Annotated in this window: 15 protein-coding genes and 3 pseudogenes; 6 read left to right on the plus strand and 12 right to left on the minus strand. The window is 72.5% G+C overall.

The window, feature by feature from the left end:
• The first annotated feature begins 193 nt into the window (after positions 1-193).
• Positions 194-1,508 (plus strand): annotated as a pseudogene (locus HJG43_13890) (IS1380 family transposase).
• A gap of 225 nt (positions 1,509-1,733) precedes the next feature.
• Here the strand turns inward: HJG43_13890 and HJG43_13895 are convergent.
• Positions 1,734-2,456: a glycosyltransferase gene (locus HJG43_13895; protein ID UER55448.1), complete on the minus strand. Its 723-nt coding sequence runs from the start codon at positions 2,454-2,456 to the stop codon at positions 1,734-1,736.
• Positions 2,457-2,704: 248 nt separating this feature from the next.
• Between HJG43_13895 and arcA the strand changes: the two genes are divergently transcribed.
• Complete coding sequence (gene arcA, locus HJG43_13900; GenBank protein ID UER55449.1) at positions 2,705-3,952, plus strand: arginine deiminase; 1,248 nt, start codon at positions 2,705-2,707, stop codon at positions 3,950-3,952.
• On the opposite strand, the gene HJG43_13905 is transcribed toward arcA, so the two are convergent.
• The 4 genes from HJG43_13905 to HJG43_13920 all read right to left on the minus strand — a co-directional run bounded on the left by HJG43_13905 (position 3,930) and on the right by HJG43_13920 (position 7,005).
• Complete coding sequence (locus HJG43_13905) at positions 3,930-4,436, minus strand: hypothetical protein (protein UER55450.1); 507 nt, start codon at positions 4,434-4,436, stop codon at positions 3,930-3,932. The two genes, arcA and HJG43_13905, sit on opposite strands and share 23 nt — an antisense overlap.
• A gap of 56 nt (positions 4,437-4,492) precedes the next feature.
• Positions 4,493-5,449, minus strand: a complete 957-nt coding sequence (locus HJG43_13910) for an SEC-C domain-containing protein (protein UER55451.1) — start codon at positions 5,447-5,449, stop codon at positions 4,493-4,495.
• 37 nt (positions 5,450-5,486) lie between these two features.
• Positions 5,487-5,996 carry an ATP-binding protein gene (locus HJG43_13915; protein UER55452.1) on the minus strand — a complete coding sequence of 170 codons (510 nt, stop codon included), beginning with the start codon at positions 5,994-5,996 and terminating at the stop codon, positions 5,487-5,489.
• A 121-nt stretch (positions 5,997-6,117) separates the two neighbouring features.
• Entirely contained in the window at positions 6,118-7,005 is an 888-nt protein-coding gene (locus HJG43_13920) for a glycerophosphodiester phosphodiesterase (GenBank protein ID UER55453.1), read from the minus strand.
• Between HJG43_13920 and HJG43_13925 the strand changes: the two genes are divergently transcribed.
• Together HJG43_13925 and HJG43_13930 are read left to right on the plus strand one after the other, a co-directional pair.
• The gene (locus HJG43_13925; GenBank protein UER55992.1) at positions 7,004-7,546 is read left to right on the plus strand and encodes a sigma-70 family RNA polymerase sigma factor; all 543 of its coding nucleotides are present in this window, start codon (positions 7,004-7,006) and stop codon (positions 7,544-7,546) included. The genes HJG43_13920 and HJG43_13925 overlap by 2 nt on opposite strands.
• Positions 7,543-8,187, plus strand: coding sequence for a methylated-DNA--[protein]-cysteine S-methyltransferase (locus HJG43_13930; GenBank protein UER55454.1), 645 nt, complete (start codon positions 7,543-7,545; stop codon positions 8,185-8,187). The genes HJG43_13925 and HJG43_13930 overlap by 4 nt, the downstream gene beginning before the upstream one ends.
• Before the next feature lie 25 nt (positions 8,188-8,212).
• Here HJG43_13930 and HJG43_13935 read toward each other — a convergent pair whose 3' ends face one another.
• From HJG43_13935 to HJG43_13945, 3 genes and pseudogenes are all read right to left on the minus strand, one after another.
• Positions 8,213-9,403 (minus strand): ATP-binding protein, encoded by a 1,191-nt coding sequence (locus tag HJG43_13935; GenBank protein ID UER55455.1) that lies wholly within the window; start codon positions 9,401-9,403, stop codon positions 8,213-8,215.
• Between the two features lie 127 nt (positions 9,404-9,530).
• Complete coding sequence (locus tag HJG43_13940) at positions 9,531-9,683, minus strand: hypothetical protein (GenBank protein UER55456.1); 153 nt, start codon at positions 9,681-9,683, stop codon at positions 9,531-9,533.
• Positions 9,670-10,463 (minus strand): annotated as a pseudogene (locus tag HJG43_13945) (MFS transporter). Before HJG43_13945 ends, HJG43_13940 begins: the two are co-directional and overlap by 14 nt.
• 38 nt (positions 10,464-10,501) lie before the next feature.
• Here HJG43_13945 and HJG43_13950 point away from each other — a divergent pair.
• Positions 10,502-10,735 carry a hypothetical protein gene (locus tag HJG43_13950; GenBank protein UER55457.1) on the plus strand — a complete coding sequence of 78 codons (234 nt, stop codon included), beginning with the start codon at positions 10,502-10,504 and terminating at the stop codon, positions 10,733-10,735.
• 221 nt (positions 10,736-10,956) lie between these two features.
• On the opposite strand, the gene HJG43_13955 is transcribed toward HJG43_13950, so the two are convergent.
• The 4 genes from HJG43_13955 to HJG43_13970 form a co-directional block, all read right to left on the minus strand.
• On the minus strand, positions 10,957-11,913 hold the full coding sequence (locus tag HJG43_13955; GenBank protein ID UER55458.1) for a M56 family metallopeptidase: 957 nt from the start codon (positions 11,911-11,913) through the stop codon (positions 10,957-10,959).
• 8 nt (positions 11,914-11,921) lie between these two features.
• Positions 11,922-12,323, minus strand: a complete 402-nt coding sequence (locus HJG43_13960; GenBank protein ID UER55459.1) for a transcriptional regulator — start codon at positions 12,321-12,323, stop codon at positions 11,922-11,924.
• Positions 12,324-12,566: 243 nt separating this feature from the next.
• Positions 12,567-14,129 (minus strand): IS1634 family transposase, encoded by a 1,563-nt coding sequence (locus HJG43_13965; protein ID UER55460.1) that lies wholly within the window; start codon positions 14,127-14,129, stop codon positions 12,567-12,569.
• Between the two features lie 43 nt (positions 14,130-14,172).
• Complete coding sequence (locus HJG43_13970) at positions 14,173-14,376, minus strand: hypothetical protein (GenBank protein UER55461.1); 204 nt, start codon at positions 14,374-14,376, stop codon at positions 14,173-14,175.
• A gap of 192 nt (positions 14,377-14,568) precedes the next feature.
• On the opposite strand from HJG43_13970, the pseudogene HJG43_13975 reads away from it, so the two are divergent.
• Positions 14,569-14,768, plus strand: a pseudogene (locus tag HJG43_13975) (cytochrome ubiquinol oxidase subunit I).
• Positions 14,769-14,988 lie beyond the last annotated feature (220 nt).

A 14,988-nucleotide genomic window follows, 5' to 3' on the forward strand; every position in this document is an offset into this window, starting at 1 on the left:
CTGATTTTGCAGCCGGCGATGACTTGACGCCCGTGTCGTGACGCGAAAGTGCCCTTGCTGCAAGGGAAGATCGTGGTTGTCGAAGCCGCGATCACCGAGCAGGAAGGGCACCTTCGAGGTGAACGATACCGGGCTGTTGTTCGAGGTCGAGGATGTCGTGCTGGCGCGTCCGGCGCGGCCGGTGCCGGTGCCCGTGGTGAGCGCCTCGGAGGCGGATCTGACGCCGGTGGCGGGGGTGGCGTTGTGGGGTCCGGTGCTGGACCGGCTGAATCTCGTGCCGAGGCCGACCGCGCGCGAGCTGCGCCCGATCGGCCCGGCGGCTACACCGGGGGTGAATGTTACCGGGCGCTGGTGAGATGCTGCTGGCCGGCGGGGACTTCCTGTCCGACCGGTACCTGCTGGCCGACCCGCGACCGCCGCGCTGCGCGGCGCGAACGCGCTGCCGAGCGTCGCCACCTCGTGGCGGTTCCTGGCCGGGGCGGACCTGGGCCGGGTCGTCAAGGCCGCGGCGGTCAACCGGGCGATGCTGCGCCGGGCGTGGCCTGCGGCGCCGCCCCCGACGGGAACCGGACTGACGATCGACCCGGACGCCACGAGGGTGGCGGTCTACGGGCCGGGCAAGGAAGGCAGCGCGTTCTCCCGGACCGGGCAGACGGCGCTGTCCCCGCTGGTCGGGGTGTGCGGGAGACCGGGGACGTGCTGGCGCTGCGGGCCCGCGGCGGCGCCGCCAACGACGGCCGCGCGATGGGCAGCTTCATCGACGAGTGCGTCGGCGCCATCCCAACGGGCTGCCGGGGCTCCTATCGACTGTGGATCCGGGTGGACTCCGCCGCTACCAGGACCAGGTGATCGCGGCCGCCGAACGCCACGACGCGGACTACTCGGTCACCGCCCGCGACTACCCGAACGTCGCCGCCGCGGTGCACGCGCTGGCCAGCGACGACGCCACGGTCTGGGCGCCGGCACTCGGCAACGAGACCGGCAAGGGCAGCCAGGTCGCCGAGACCAGCACGACGTTGCTCGGGCGCACCGTGCGGTTGATCGTGCGCCGCCAACCCAAGGCCGACGGCGAGCAGCTGGCGATCGACGACCTGGACGGCTGGCGGCTGCACGCCATCATCACCAACGTGCCGGGCGAGCGGATGACCGCAGCCGAGGTGGAGGCCCACCACCGGCTGCGCGGCGGGATCCCCGAGGACACCATCCGGGCGCTCAAGAACGACTTCGGGATGATCCACGCACCCGTCCAGTCGTTCTTCGGGAACTGGCTGTACTGGCAGGCCGCCGCGCTGGCCCACAACGTCGCCCTGTGGCTGCGGACCTTGGCCCTGCCCCGGGCGTACCGCCGCGCCCGCGGCAAACGACTGCGGCTGGCGTTCCTGAACGTCGCCGCCCGCCTCGTGCGCTCCGGGCGGCGCCTGCACCTGCGGTTCGCCGCCGCCTACCCCCACGTCGAAGCGTTCACCGACGCGCTCAAACGGATACGGGCCCTGCCCGCCTTCGGCTGACCACCACCGAACCACAAGATCACCGAGCACCCAATGCGATGACACGCGCCCTGATCACCCCCGGACGCCCTCATCAGCAGCAGACAGCAACCCAACGGAGTCAGCGACCGAGCCGACGCCTCAACCGCTGACCCCAACGGGCCCGGAATCGTCGAATCCGATCAAGACAAACCGGGCAGGGCGAACCCGGCTGAAAAATCAGGGTCTGAGGCCGACGACCCGGCCTCAACCGCCCCAGGGTCGCACGCCGCGCGCGAGCAGGGCGCGGGCGACGTCGCGGTACTGCCGGGCGCGGTGCAGCTGCGCTCGCCAGTCCGTCCCGGTCACCCGGTGGTGCAGGTCGCACGGCACCTCGTGGACCCGGAACCCCTGACGCAGCAGGTCGATGGTCAGCCCGGTCTCGACGCCCCACCCCGCGGCCAGCGGCAAGGCCGCGTTGAACGCCTCGCGGGTCAGGCACCGCATCCCCGACAACGGCTGGGTGGCGGTCCACCCGGTGGCCCGCCGAATCCCGTTGCGGGACAGGTTGACGACGAGGCCGTGCCCGCCGCCGGCGGTGCGTTGCGGCGGCAGCACGGCAATCGTCATGTCGGCCTGGTCGGCCAGCACCGGGACGGTGAGCGGTGCGGTACTCGCGGCGGTCTCCCCCAGGTCAGCGTCGACGAACAGCAGGGCCCGGGCGGCCGTGCCGTCGAGGGCGTCGCGACGGGCGACGGCGAGCGCGCCGGTCGTCATTGCCGCCCCCTTGCCGCGGTTTCGCAGGTGCCGGACGACGTGCGCGCCGGCCTCGCGGGCGGCCCGCTGGGTGTCGTCGGTGCTGCCGTCGTCCACGACGACGACGAGGTCGACGCCGGGGATGGTCAGCGCGCTGCGGACGGTCGCCGCGACCCGGTCCGCCTCGTTCTTGGCGGGCACGACGACGGCCGCGCGTGTCGGCGGGGTGCTCACCGCTGGAGCCTACTGAGGCGCTGAGCCTGAGCTGGGTCCCACCGAGGCGCTGGACCAGCTGAGCTCGGCTCCGCCCCGCCCACCACCACCCCCTTCGTGATCATGCAGTCCCGCCACCCCGCACGCCTTGCCACCCGCTCCTTCTCGGTGATCATGCAATCCCGCCACCCCCGCCCCCGCCTGCTCGCACAGTGCTGGCACGCAGCGGACGTCCGACGCCTTCAGGGCCGGTCGATACCCTCGCGCCCATGTCGAGCGAGCAGTCCCCGGCGGTGACCGGGCGTGGTGTCACGAGCGAGGTCGGGCGGCTGCGGTCCGTCGTCCTGCACCGGCCCGGCGCCGAGCTGCAGCGGCTCACGCCCCGCAACAACGACCGGCTGCTCTTCGACGGCATCCCGTGGGTGACCCGGGCGCAGGAGGAGCACGACGCCTTCGCCGGCGTCCTGCGGGACCGGGGTGTCGAGGTGCTCTACCTCGGCGACCTCGTCCGCGAGGCACTCGAGGTACCCGCCGCCCGGGCGGAGGCGATCGCCGCGGTGCTCGCGGAGCCGCGCCTGGGAGTGTCGTTAGCCCGCCGGGTCCGCGCCTACCTCGAGGAGCTGGAGCCGGCCCAGCTGGCCGGCGTCCTCGTCGCCGGCCTGCGGGTGGACGAGCTCAACGCCCGCCGGCCGGTGAGCGAGCCGGGGCTCGTCACCACGCTCGCGGCGCCTGACGACTTCGTCGTCGACCCGCTGCCGAACCTGCTGTTCACCCGGGACTCCTCGGCGTGGGTCGGCGACCGGGTGGCGGTCGCCTCGCTGGCGATGCCGGCCCGGCAGCGCGAGACGTCCCTGACCGAGGTGGTCTACACCCACCACCCCCGGTTCGCCGGCACCCCGATGGTCTACAACCCGAACCTGGAGCACCTCGAGGGCGGCGATGTCCTCGTCCTGTCCGACGGCGTCCTCGCGGTCGGCACCGGCGAGCGGACGACGCCCGCCGGGGTCGAGCGGCTCGCCCGGCAGGTGTTCGAGGCCGGAGTCGCCCGCAGCGTGCTGGCGGTGCCGATCGCCCAGGACCGCGCGACGATGCACCTCGACACGGTGTGCACGATGGTCGACGCGGACGCCGTCGTCATGTACCCGAACATCGCCCACACCCTCGAGGCGTACACGCTGACCCCCCGGGACGGCGACGTGCACGTCGAAGGACCCCGCCCGTTCCTCGACGCGGCGGCGGCGGCGATGCGGATCGAGCGGTTGCGGGTCATCGACACCGGCCTCGATCCGGTCACCGCCGAGCGTGAGCAGTGGGACGACGGGAACAACACCCTCGCCGTCGCCCCGGGCGTCGTCGTCGCCTACGAGCGCAACACCGAGACGAACGCGCGGCTGGAGCACGCCGGCATCGAGGTGATCCGGCTGTCCGCCGCCGAGCTCGGTTCTGGCCGCGGCGGCCCGCGGTGCATGAGCTGCCCCGTGTGGCGGGACCCGGTCAGCCCTCGTCGAGCGGACTGACCTCGGCGACGTCCGCGACGGTCGTCGAGGTGTCCGGGCCGACCGAGGCGACGGGCCGGGACCCCTCGGCCGGCACGCTGCTCGCCGGAGCCTGACGCCGTGGGGCCGGACGCCGTGGAGCCGGGCGCGCGGCGGCCTTCTTCGCCGTCCGGCCCGGGGTCGCCTTCTTGGCGGCCCTCCTCGCGGGCTGGTCCGGCCGCTCCGGCTCGGGCTGCTCGGCGCGCTCCTCGGCGACCGCCAGCCGGCCCTCCAGGACGGCGACCCGGTGGCGCAGGTCCGCGACCTCGGCGGGGCTGACGCCCCCCAGCTGCCCGATCGAGCGCTGGACCTCCGAGCGGACCATGTCCCGCATCCGCTGCACGCCGCCGAGCGCCTCCTCGCCGGAGCCCTCGGTGAGGGTCTTGGCGACCTGCCGCAGGCCGGCCCCGGCGATCTCCGCCGCGCTGGTGGCGACGCTCAGCAGCCCGCGGATCGACGTCCCCATCATTGGTGTTCCTTCCTCCGGTGTGCCTGTGCCGCCACCGTAGGCGGCAGCGACGTTCAGCGCAGCGTCAGCTGGCGGGACACGACGCCGGCGCGGGCCCGGCGCTCCTCCGCGGTGAGCGGGGCGTCCTCGGCGAGCGCTGCCTCCAGCCGCCCGGCGAAGGCCGCAGCCGGCTCCTCCGCGCCGTCCACCGACGTGCCGGCCGGCAGGTCCCAGACCGGCACGAGCAGACCGTGGGCCCGGAAGGCGCCGACGTACCGGGACCCTTCGCCCAGAGCGGACTCGCCGCGGGCGTGCAGGCGGGCGAGCGCGTCAAGCAACGCCTCCTCGTCGTGGGGCAGGACCCAGCGCAGGTGCTCCCGGTCCCCGATCCGGGCCCAGTAGGCGGCTTGCACCCCGCTGAGCCGCTCGGTCGGCACGACGGCGGCGTTGGCGCGCTCGAGGGACGCCTCGACGTCCGGGGTGCGTTCCTGACCGCCCTCGAGCCAGAAGTCGAAGCCGGAGTGGACCTGGACGTCGAAGGGGACGTCGGGGTCGAGCAGGTCCTGCAGGCGGGGGCCGGGGCCGGGTAGGCCGACCGCCTCGACCGGGGTGCCCGGCTCGGACTGCGCGGCCTGCAGCAGTGCGGCGGCGGCGTCCCGGCTGGCATCGCCACTGCTGCCCTGAACCTGCAGCCCGAGGAACAGCCGCCCGTCCTGACGGTGCATGGCCGCCCACGCCATCGGCAGCACGCTGGCGACGGTCACCTCGGAGCCGCCGTGCTCGACGGTGAGCCGGGCCGTCGCGGTCGCTGCCGGCACGATCTCGCGCAGCGCGACCCAGTCGCACTCGCCGGTCAGGCCCTCGAACGGGCGGCGGACCAGCGTGACGGCCTGGCTCTGGGCGCGGCGGCCGTGGCACTGCTTGTACCGCTTGCCGGAGCCGCACGGGCAGGGCTCACGGGGTCCGACGACGGGGACGTCCTGCTCAGCGGGGGCGGCGGGAGCGGCGCGGCGGCGCGACGACGAGGCCATGGGCGGGGAGCGTACCGAGCGGCCGGGCGGGGCCGGGTCAGGCGCTTGACGCGGAGTGGGCAGCGGTGCCGCCGAGGGACGCCCACACGGTGCGGCGGCCGTCGGGACTCTCACGCACGCCCCAGTCCCGGGCCAGGCTGCCGACGATGCGCAGCCCCCGGCCGTGGCTGGAGAACGCTGTGGGACGAGCGGGCCGCACCCGGGTCGGGGCCCCGCCGTCGGTGATCTCGACGACGACGACGTCGCCACGCACCCGCCAGCGCAGCAGGATGCCGCCCTCGGGCAGTGCCCGGGCGTGCCGGACGGCGTTGCCGAGGAGCTCGGAGACTACGACGGCGGCCCCGGCCACGACGTCCTCGACGGTCTCGGCGCGCTCGCCGGCACCGGGCCGGTGGCGGCGGGCCAGGCTCAACCGGTCGGTGACGTCCTCGACGAACTCGCGGCGGGCCGCCGGGACCGCCTGCGGCCGGTGTGGGAGGCGTAGCCCGCGGGCGTCCCCGGGCACGGGCACGTCCACGAGGGGCTCGTCGAGCGTCGCGGTCGCCACAGGCGAGTCCTCTCGGTCTCAGACACCGTCTTCTCGCACACGGTCTTCTCGGACACGTTCAGCTCGGACACGGTCAACTGACCGGCCACTAAGTTCGTGGGCGGGTGTACCCCGGGTCCGCTCAGGGCAAACCTGAGCCCGGGCTCACCGGTTCCCCACGCCGGACGCCGGCGGCGACCAGCTGGGCGAGCACGGCGTCCGGCCGGTTCGTGATGATGGCCTCGACGCCGGCCGCCAGGCACCGGCGGACGTCGTCCGGCTCGTCCACCGTCCACACGTGCACGGGGTGGCCGCGGCGGCCCAGGGCGTCGACGAGCCCCGGGTCGCGGCGCAGCAGCTCGACACTGATCCCGGCGGTACCGACCCCGCGGGGCAGCCGGCCGTCCCGCATCCGCACCGGCACGTGGTCGAGCAGCTGGACGAGCGGCAGCGTCGGCGACAGCGCCCGCACCCGCTGCAGGGCCAGGGTGGAGAAGCTCATCACCCGCACCGGGGAGGGACGCCCGGGCCGGGGACGGGCCCAGCCGAAGTAGTCCAGGACGTCGTAGAGCTCCTGCTCGACCTGGCCGGCGTACCGGGTCGGGTGCTTGGTCTCCACCGCGACCTCAACCGGGCGGCCGCTGTCCGCGACGACGGACAGCAGCCGGCGCAGGGTCAGCAGGCGGCCGGCGTCCCGGTCGGGGAGCTCGGCGACCGTTGACAGGTCCCGGCCCGCCTTCCACGACGACCAGTCCAGGCCCTCGAGCTGGGCCAGCTCCAGGGTGGACACCTTGCCCCGACCGGAGGAGGTGCGGTCGACCCGGCGGTCGTGGACGCAGACGAGGTGACCGTCGGCGGTGAGCCGGACGTCGCACTCCAGGGCGTCCGCGCCGGCTTCGATGGCGCGCAGGTAGGCGCCGAGGGTGTGCTCGGGGTGGTCGTGGCTGGCACCCCGGTGCGCCACGACCTGCGGACCCTGGCGGTGTCCGGTGTCGCTCACGCGGTGTCCGGTGTCGCTCACACCGACCATGGTGGCAACGGACCCTCACACGTGTCGGGGTCCTAGCGTTGAACTCCTCGTGACGATCCTGCCGCCGTTCCAGCAGCTCGTCGACGCCCACTGGCGCGACGTGGCGCGGCTGGCGCACGCTCTCGCCGGCCCGGTCGACGGCGACGACGTGGCCCAGCAGGCGTGGACGCAGGCGCTGGCCGCGTACCCGTCGCTGAGCAGCGGTCGGAACCTGCGCGGTTGGCTGATGACCATCACCGCCCGGTGCGCCACGGACTCCTACCGGGCCCGGTCCCGGCGCCCCGTGCCGGTCGCCACGCTGCTCGACGCGCCGACCACGGCCGGCGCCGACGAGGTGGCCGGCGAGCGAATCCTCGACGGCGTGCTGTGGGCCCGGGTCCGAACGCTGCCCGAGCGGCAGCGCACCGCGCTCGCGCTGCGGTACGTCGCCGACCTCGACCACGCCGCCATCGCCCGGGTGCTCGGCACCACCCCCACCGCCACCCGCCGGCTCGTCTCGGACGCGCTGGCCGCCCTGCGCCGCACGGAAGGAGCACCGTGACCCCCAGCCACCGGCGGCCGCAGCCGCCGACAACACCCCCGACGGACCTGGAGGCCCGGCTGGCGGGCTTCGACCCGCCCGTGACGCCGCCGGACCTGGACGGCGAGGACGTCGCCTACACGGTCGAGGACACCGCCGTCGGCCGGATGCTGCTCGCGGTGCGGGTCGACGGCCCGGTGGTGGCCTGCGCGTTCGTGCCCCGCGGCGGTGACGAGGACCTCGTGCTCGCCCGGCTGGCCGCCCGGGTGTCCCCGCGGGTGCTGCGCCGGCCCGGTCCGACCGACGTCCTGCGCCGCCAGCTCGAGGAGTACCTGGCGGGCCGGCGGCGGCGCTTCGAGGTCGGGGTGGACCTGGCCGTGGCCAGCGGGTTCCAGCGGGAGGTGCTGTCCCGCCTGGCGGCGTCCGTGCCCTACGGCTCCCGGACGACGTACGGCCGGCTGGCCGCGGACGTGGGCCGGCCCTCGGCGTCCCGGGCGGTCGGTGCGGCACTCGGTGCCAACCCGCTGTGCATCGTCCTGCCCTGCCACCGAGTCGTCGCGGCGTCCGGGTCGCTGACCGGGTACGCCGGGGGGCTGGCCGCCAAGGAGCGGCTGCTGGCCCTCGAGGCCGCCGCGCTGCGTGGTGACGCCCGGGGTGTGTGAGTGACGTCCCGGGGCCCCCGAGCCGTCAGTCGCCGTGGCTGCGCAGGTAACGGCCGAAGTGGGGCACGGTGAAGGCGATCTGGCCGCGCTCGCCGCTGTAGACCAGCCCCTTCTTCAGCAGCGAGTCCCGCGCCGGGGACAGCGACTGCGGCGTGCGGCCGAGCTCGCGGGCGACCGCGGAGGTCGGCACGACGCCGTCGCCGCTGTCCCGGCCCAGGTCGGCCATCGCCCGCATGTACTCCCGCTCTGCCGGGGTGGCCCGCTCGTAGCGGGAGCCGAAGAAGCCGACGGCGAGCTCGGCCTCGGCCTGCGGCGCGGCGACGGCGACGTCCTCGGCGGTGATCGGTGAGGCAGGCGCGACGTCCCACACCGCCTTGCCGTAGGCCTGGACGAAGTACGGGTAGCCGTCGGTCGCGGCGTACAGCGCGCCGAGCGCGTCGTCGGTGAAGTCGGCGCCCTCCTCGGTGGCCGGGGCACGCAGCGCCCGGTCGGCCTGCTCGCGCTCGAGCCGGTCGATGCGCAGGTACCGGAACAGCCGCTCGCTGTATGACTTGGACGCCGACAGCACCGCCGGCAGGTGCGGCAGGCCGGCGCCGACGACGATGAGCGGAAGGCCCTGCTGGCTCAGCTCGTGCGCCGCGGCGCACAGGGCGGAGACGTCGTCCGGCATGAGGTCCTGCATCTCGTCGACGCAGACGGCGACCCCCTTGCCGGCCGCGGCGGCCAGGCCGGCGACGTCGGTGAGCAGCTCGACGAGGTCGATCTCGATGTCCCCGGAGTCGGCGCGCCCGGTGGCGGCGGGGACGTCGATGCCCGGCTGCCAGCGCTCGCGCAGCTTGCTGCCGGCGTCGCTCGCGCGCAGCGCGAACGCCTTGACGACGCCGAGCACCTCGTCGGCCTCCTCGCGGTTGCGGCCGGACAGCTCGCGGACGGCCAGGTGCAGCGCAGCGGCCAGCGGACGGCGCAGCGGCGTGTCCGGCCGGGCCTCGAGCTTGCCGGTGCCCCACCCGCGGCGGACCGCCGCCGAGCGCAGCGCGTTGAGCAGCACGGTCTTGCCGACTCCCCGCAGCCCGGTGAGCACCAGGGAGCGCTCCGGCCGGCCCCGCGCCACCCGCTCGAGCACGACCTCGAACGCCTCGAGCTCGCGGTCGCGGCCGGCCAGCTCCGGCGGGCGCTGGCCCGCGCCGGGCGCGTACGGGTTGCGTACCGGGTCCACGATCGGACCGTATCGCCGGGTCTAGCGTCAGCCCGAGAGACACGCAGAAGCGGCGAGAGCCGGACGGCGCTTCCGGTGTCTCGGGGTGTCTAGCGTGGATCCGAGACAGCGCTCGACGAGGGCAGCGTCAGCCGAACAGAGCGGCCACCTTGGAGATCGTCTCGCTGACGCCGTACGCGAGCGCGCCGGCCACCACGACCCACAGCACGGTCGCCGCCGTCCGCTCCGACGCGGAGGCACGCTCCTCGATTAGGACGGGCTTGTCGTCATCGGCGCGCATCGCTGGTCTCCCTCGCCACGGTGACGGGTGTCCGGTCCGGCTCGTGGAAGCGGCTGCTGACCGGTCGAACGAGAGGTTCGCCAGGAAGCCGACGACGAGCACGCCCACCGTGATCAGCAAGGAGAGCCGGTAGAGATCGGCACCCTCGGCGCCGCGGCCGGTCTGGAAGTCCAGGGTCGCGCCGACCAGCAGTGGTCCGGCGACTCCGGCGGCGGACCACGCCGTCAGCAACCGCCCGTGGATGGCGCCGACCTCGTACCCGCCGAACAGGTCCTTGAGGTAGGCCGGCACCGTCGCGAACCCCCCGCCGTAGAAACTGAGGATGACCGCGGTGAGCAGCACGAACACGCCGACCGACGCAGTGCCGACGACCGCGACGAGGAGGTACAGCAGGGCGCCCGCGCCGAGGTAGACCATGTAGGTCGGCTTGCGGCCGATGACGTCGGAGGTCGAGGACCAGACGATGCGACCGAGCATGTTGGCCAGGCTGAGCAGGCCCACGTAGCCGGCGGCCTCCGCGGGCCCCACCGAGCCGAAGAAGTCCTGGACCATCGGGGACGCCTGGGCCAGGATGCCGATCCCCGCGGTGACGTTGCAGAACAGCACGGTCCACAGGAGCCAGAACTGCGGCGTCCTGATCGCGTTGGCGGCGCTGACGTTCGCGTTCGGCCACTCCAAGGACCATCGGGATGAGCTGCCGCAAGTGGTGATCGGGATGGCGGCGACCCACAAGGGGGTGCCGATCCGCTGCTGGACCTTCCCCGGCAACACCGCGGACATCGCGATCATCAGACTGGAACCTGCACCGGCTGGTCTGGGTGGCCGACCGGCGGTTTGCCTCGGCCGCCAACCGCGGCTACCTGACCCGCGGCGGCGGGCACTACATCCACGCCAAGAAGCTGCGCGCCACCAACTCCGAGGCCGCCGCGGCGCTGGCCCGGCCCGGCCGCTACCGCGCCGTGGCCGGGAACCTGCGGGGCAAGGAAGTCACCGTCGAGCCCGGCGGAGCCCTCGGGCCGGCCGCCGACGGGTGCGCGCCGAGCGGTTCGTGATCTGCCACGACCCCGAACAGGCCGACCGCGACGAGCTGGTCCGGGACCGGGCTGATGCGGACCTGATCGAGCTGATCGACGGCTCCGACGCCTGGACCAAGACCCGTCGGGATGATGAGGAGGGCCCTGTAGTAACACGACCGCCCGCGCCCTCACAGCGTTTGCGCTGGTCAACAAGCAGATCCAGGCGCTCGTGTGCTCACGATCTTCGGAAGTCCGGACTATGCGTGGCGCTGAATCCACGACGCCGTCCCGAGAGCGATGGGCACTGCCAATACGGCAATGGACAGGATGTAGGCGTGTGCTGCCACAAGTATCGTCGGCCAAGAGGCGGGGCGAGTATTCCTGGTGTCGCCGGCCTCCGCGACGGTGGTCCCAAGGCGCATGAGCCGACGGAGACGGCGCGTTGTGGCCGCGTCGGGATCCCCTTCATGACGCTCGCCAGGTAAGTCCATCGGACTGCGGTGGAGCGGGCTGAGCGAGTAGAGGGCGTCCATTAGCGGCCGGTTCCCGGCTACTCGGCGGGCGGCATCGTCGGCCAACATCTCAACGAGCAACTGAACAGCGCGTAAGGCGGCTCGCGTGGAAGGAAGCGGGAATGCTCGGTGCAATGCGGCGAAGAAGCCAACCATCAGGTGGTGGCGGCCTCGTAGGTGCGCCCATTCGTGGGAGACGACAGCCACGCGTTGCTCGCTGGTAAGTGTCCGCAGCGCTCCCGTGCTCATCACTATCCGCGGCGAGCGCCCTGGAATGCAGTATACGAACCGACCTTGGCCGCCGACGACCAGGACGGGTGCGACCCCCGGTCGGGCGTGGTTGAGTGGCGGCCCGGCTGGCTGCTCATGGAGCAGTGCGGCCAGATGGCGTTGCCGACGCCGAACTCGCCGCGATCGCACCGTCAGGGCGACCACCGTCGCGAAGAAGTGGATCGCTGCCGCGAACGCAATCAGGCAGAGCAGTGCTCCGGCCCCCGCTAGCCAGGGCCAGGGCAGTGCCGCAGGATGGACGAGGAGCGCGTCGATCGCCGCTACGCCGATCACCATCAGGCCGGCAAGGATGGCCAGAGCGACGGTATGCCACAGAGCAAGGGCGGCTCTGGGAACCGTCTGCGGCCAGGTCGCCCGCGCCAACACCGCTGGCACCGGGCCGACCAGGAGCCAGGAGAACAGCAGAGCCACCGCGGCCGTCATTCGTTCTCACGTCGACGGCGCCGCGGCTTGCGAACGTGACTTCGAGTTCTGGAGAGAGCGGCCCGCATCACGGAGCTGTCTGCGTCGTTCATCCTGGACGCGAAGTGCAGCAGTGCTCCTTCTCGAGCCGTTTCGCCGTTCAACTCACCCAGGGCCTGCAACATCATTTCGGCCGCCAGTTGCTCGCGCGTGGCGGTAGGACTGTACCGGTGCGCCTTCTCGCCCCGGGCCTGAGCAGCCAACCCCTTACGGGCCAGGCGCTGCAGGACCGTCATCACCGTCGTGTAGGCGACCTGGCGATGCTCAGAGAGCTCCGCGTGCACCTCGCGGACGGTGAGGGGGCCCTGCGCGGCCCACAGGCAAGACATGATCTCTCGTTCCAGAGGGCCAAGCGCCATGCGGACATGCTAGTCAGCGGGGCGGCCTCATAGACTGGCGTACTACAACCTGTCGTAGGGTGGGCGATCCGGTTAGCGGCACGGTCAGCGAATGATCGAGTGAATCGTGGGAGAGAGGCGTCCAGCATGGCTCCAGCAGAGCGCGACCGTCTGTCGAGCAGACGATCTGGAAGCGGTCGACGTGAGCGTGGCATGAACCAGGTGTCCACGCTCGGGTCGTTCCTGCTCCTGACTCGTGCCGATTTAGTGTGTCGGCCACTTGACACCTACAGCGTCGATGATCGTGCGGGCGGTGTCGGTGAGGGGGTCGCTGGCGGGATGTTCGTGTCCGGCGATGTTGACGGTGATCTGCTGCAGCGGGCGTAACGCCTGGATGATCTTCTTGAGGCTCATCCCGGTCGTGTTCTGCAGGTGACGGGCGACGGCGAGGGCGGCCATGACGACAGTGAGGTGGGCCTCGATCGCGTCGCGGTCGTGGTGGAACACCGGACGGGCCCGTAGGTCGCTCTTGCTCATGCGGAACGAGGCCTCGACCTGCCACAACGAGTGGTAGGAGTCGATGACCTCACTGGCCGCCATGAGCGTGGCGGGCACGTTGGTGATGTAGCCCTTCAACCCGACGAGCCGGCGGGCGCGGTCCAGGGCCGCCTGGTCGAGACTGACTGCGCCGTTCGCCGTCGTGACGAACCGGGGTGTGCGGGCGGCCTTCTCCCCGGAGACCACTGCCCTGGCCCTGTTCTCCTGCGCGGTGAGGGTCCTGCCGTCGCGGGCGGCTCGCTTGCTGGAGTACGACCACACTGCCCGCCACGACCGCTCGTGCGCGGCCGGGTCCCACACGGGTTCGGCGCGCTTGGTGGTGTCGTTGCTGCTGCGGGCGGTGCCGGTGGACAAGCGTGGGGTGATCGTGTCGATGACCTGCCCATCGGTGAACGCGTCCCCGTGCCAGCGGAAGTGGGAGGCCAGGTCGACCGGCGCCTTGGTGACCCGCGAGCCGACGATGAACCGCAGGTTCGCCTCGTCCAGTTCCCGCAGGTTCGCCGCCGACAGCATCCCCGCGTCGGCGACGACGACCATGTCCGCGACCTGGTGGCGGGCCTGGAACTGCTGGATGATCGGCAGGATCGTGGTCGTCTCGGCCTTGTTGCCCTGAAAGCAGCCGACCTCGAGCGGGAACCCGGCCCGGTCCACGAGCAGCCCAACGACGATCTGCGGGTCCACGCGGCGTTCCTTGGAGTACCCGACCCGCCGCAGGTCGTCCTCCTTCTCAGCCTCGAAGTACAAGGTGGTGACGTCGTACAGCACCAGCGACAGATCACCGTGGACACTGGCGTGCTCGAAGCACGCCCTGGCGATCTGGTCCCGGTACCCACGCTCCTGGCAGCGGGCCAGCGACCGGAACATCGTGCGCAGCGAGGCGTGAGCGACCCCCAGCTCGTCCAGGACACGCACAGAGTCGGCCTTGCTGGTCGGCTCGACCAGCCGGGCCAGCACCAGCTGCTTGAACGCCTCGTCCCCGAGCGCGTCGAACCCCAACCGCGCGTACGTGCTGACCAGGACGTGCCACAGCAGGGCACTGGACCGGCTGGTGATGACCGCCTGACCAGCGGGCACCGACCCACCGCTGAGGTCCAGTTCGCCCTGACCCGGGCGGATCTTGCGGCGGGCGACCTCCAGCAGCGCCGTCAGCTCCTGCGCCGTGCGCGCCGACCCCACGTGCTCCAGCACCCGGTCACGCCCGCCCGCCCGCTCAGCGATCTGCACCGCCGTCGCCCCCGACCCCGTCCGCACCTTCCGAACGAACACCACCCGGCGACACTACCCACCGATTAGTGTGTCGCAGCCCCCCTACTCAACCCTCTGACCAGCAGCGATCCCCCCGCACCCACCAGATCCCGGAGAAGTGGCACGAGTCAGGCTGCAGGACCGTCATCACCGTCGTGTAGGCGACCTGGCGATGCTCAGAGAGCTCCGCGTGCACCTCGCGGACGGTGAGGGGGCCCTGCGCGGCCCACAGGCAAGACATGATCTCTCGTTCCAGAGGGCCAAGCGCCATGCGGACATGCTAGTCAGCGGGGCGGCCTCATAGACTGGCGTACTACAACCTGTCGTAGGGTGGGCGATCCGGTTAGCGGCACGGTCAGCGAATGATCGAGTGAATCGTGGGAGAGAGGCGTCCAGCATGGCTCCAGCAGAGCGCGACCGTCTGTCGAGCAGACGATCTGGAAGCGGTCGACGTGAGCGTGGCATGAACCAGGTGTCCACGCTCGGGTCGTTCCTGCTCGGCGCCTCGATGCTGCCGTTCTTCTGGAACGTGTACAAGACCTGGCGGTACGCGCCGCAGGTCACCGTCGACACCCGTGGGGTCATGGCCGCTCGCTGGAGTGGGCCACGAGCTGCCCGCTGCCGCGACACAACTTCACCTCGATCCCCCGGATCCGCTCGTAGTCCCCGGCGTTCGACCTGTGCCACCCCGAGGTCGGCGCGCAGAACGTGGCGCAGCCCGACTCCACGCTCGTCAACGCCGGCGGCCCGGGTCACCTCGGAGGCAAGCAGTGACGCCCTGGCCTGGCAGCCGCGACGCGTCACGCGGCCGTAAGTCAGAAGGGGGCGTGCCGCGGCCGCTCATCGCAGCAGTGGCTCCGGCCGACCTGGCGCGGGGCTCGAA

It is taken from the genome of Kineosporiaceae bacterium SCSIO 59966, assembly GCA_020881835.1.
GTDB lineage: Bacteria > Actinomycetota > Actinomycetes > Actinomycetales > SCSIO-59966 > SCSIO-59966.

Coding starts and splice junctions, on each gene's coding strand:
- arcA (UER55449.1), top strand. CDS start 2,705: ATGTCGAGCGAGCAGTCCCCGGCGGTGACCGGGCGTGGTGTCACGAGC.
- HJG43_13905 (UER55450.1), bottom strand. CDS start 4,436: ATGGGGACGTCGATCCGCGGGCTGCTGAGCGTCGCCACCAGCGCGGCG.
- HJG43_13910 (UER55451.1), bottom strand. CDS start 5,449: ATGGCCTCGTCGTCGCGCCGCCGCGCCGCTCCCGCCGCCCCCGCTGAG.
- HJG43_13925 (UER55992.1), top strand. CDS start 7,004: ATGGTGGCAACGGACCCTCACACGTGTCGGGGTCCTAGCGTTGAACTC.
- HJG43_13920 (UER55453.1), bottom strand. CDS start 7,005: ATGGTCGGTGTGAGCGACACCGGACACCGCGTGAGCGACACCGGACAC.
- HJG43_13940 (UER55456.1), bottom strand. CDS start 9,683: ATGCGCGCCGATGACGACAAGCCCGTCCTAATCGAGGAGCGTGCCTCC.
- HJG43_13960 (UER55459.1), bottom strand. CDS start 12,323: ATGGCGCTTGGCCCTCTGGAACGAGAGATCATGTCTTGCCTGTGGGCC.
- HJG43_13970 (UER55461.1), bottom strand. CDS start 14,376: ATGGCGCTTGGCCCTCTGGAACGAGAGATCATGTCTTGCCTGTGGGCC.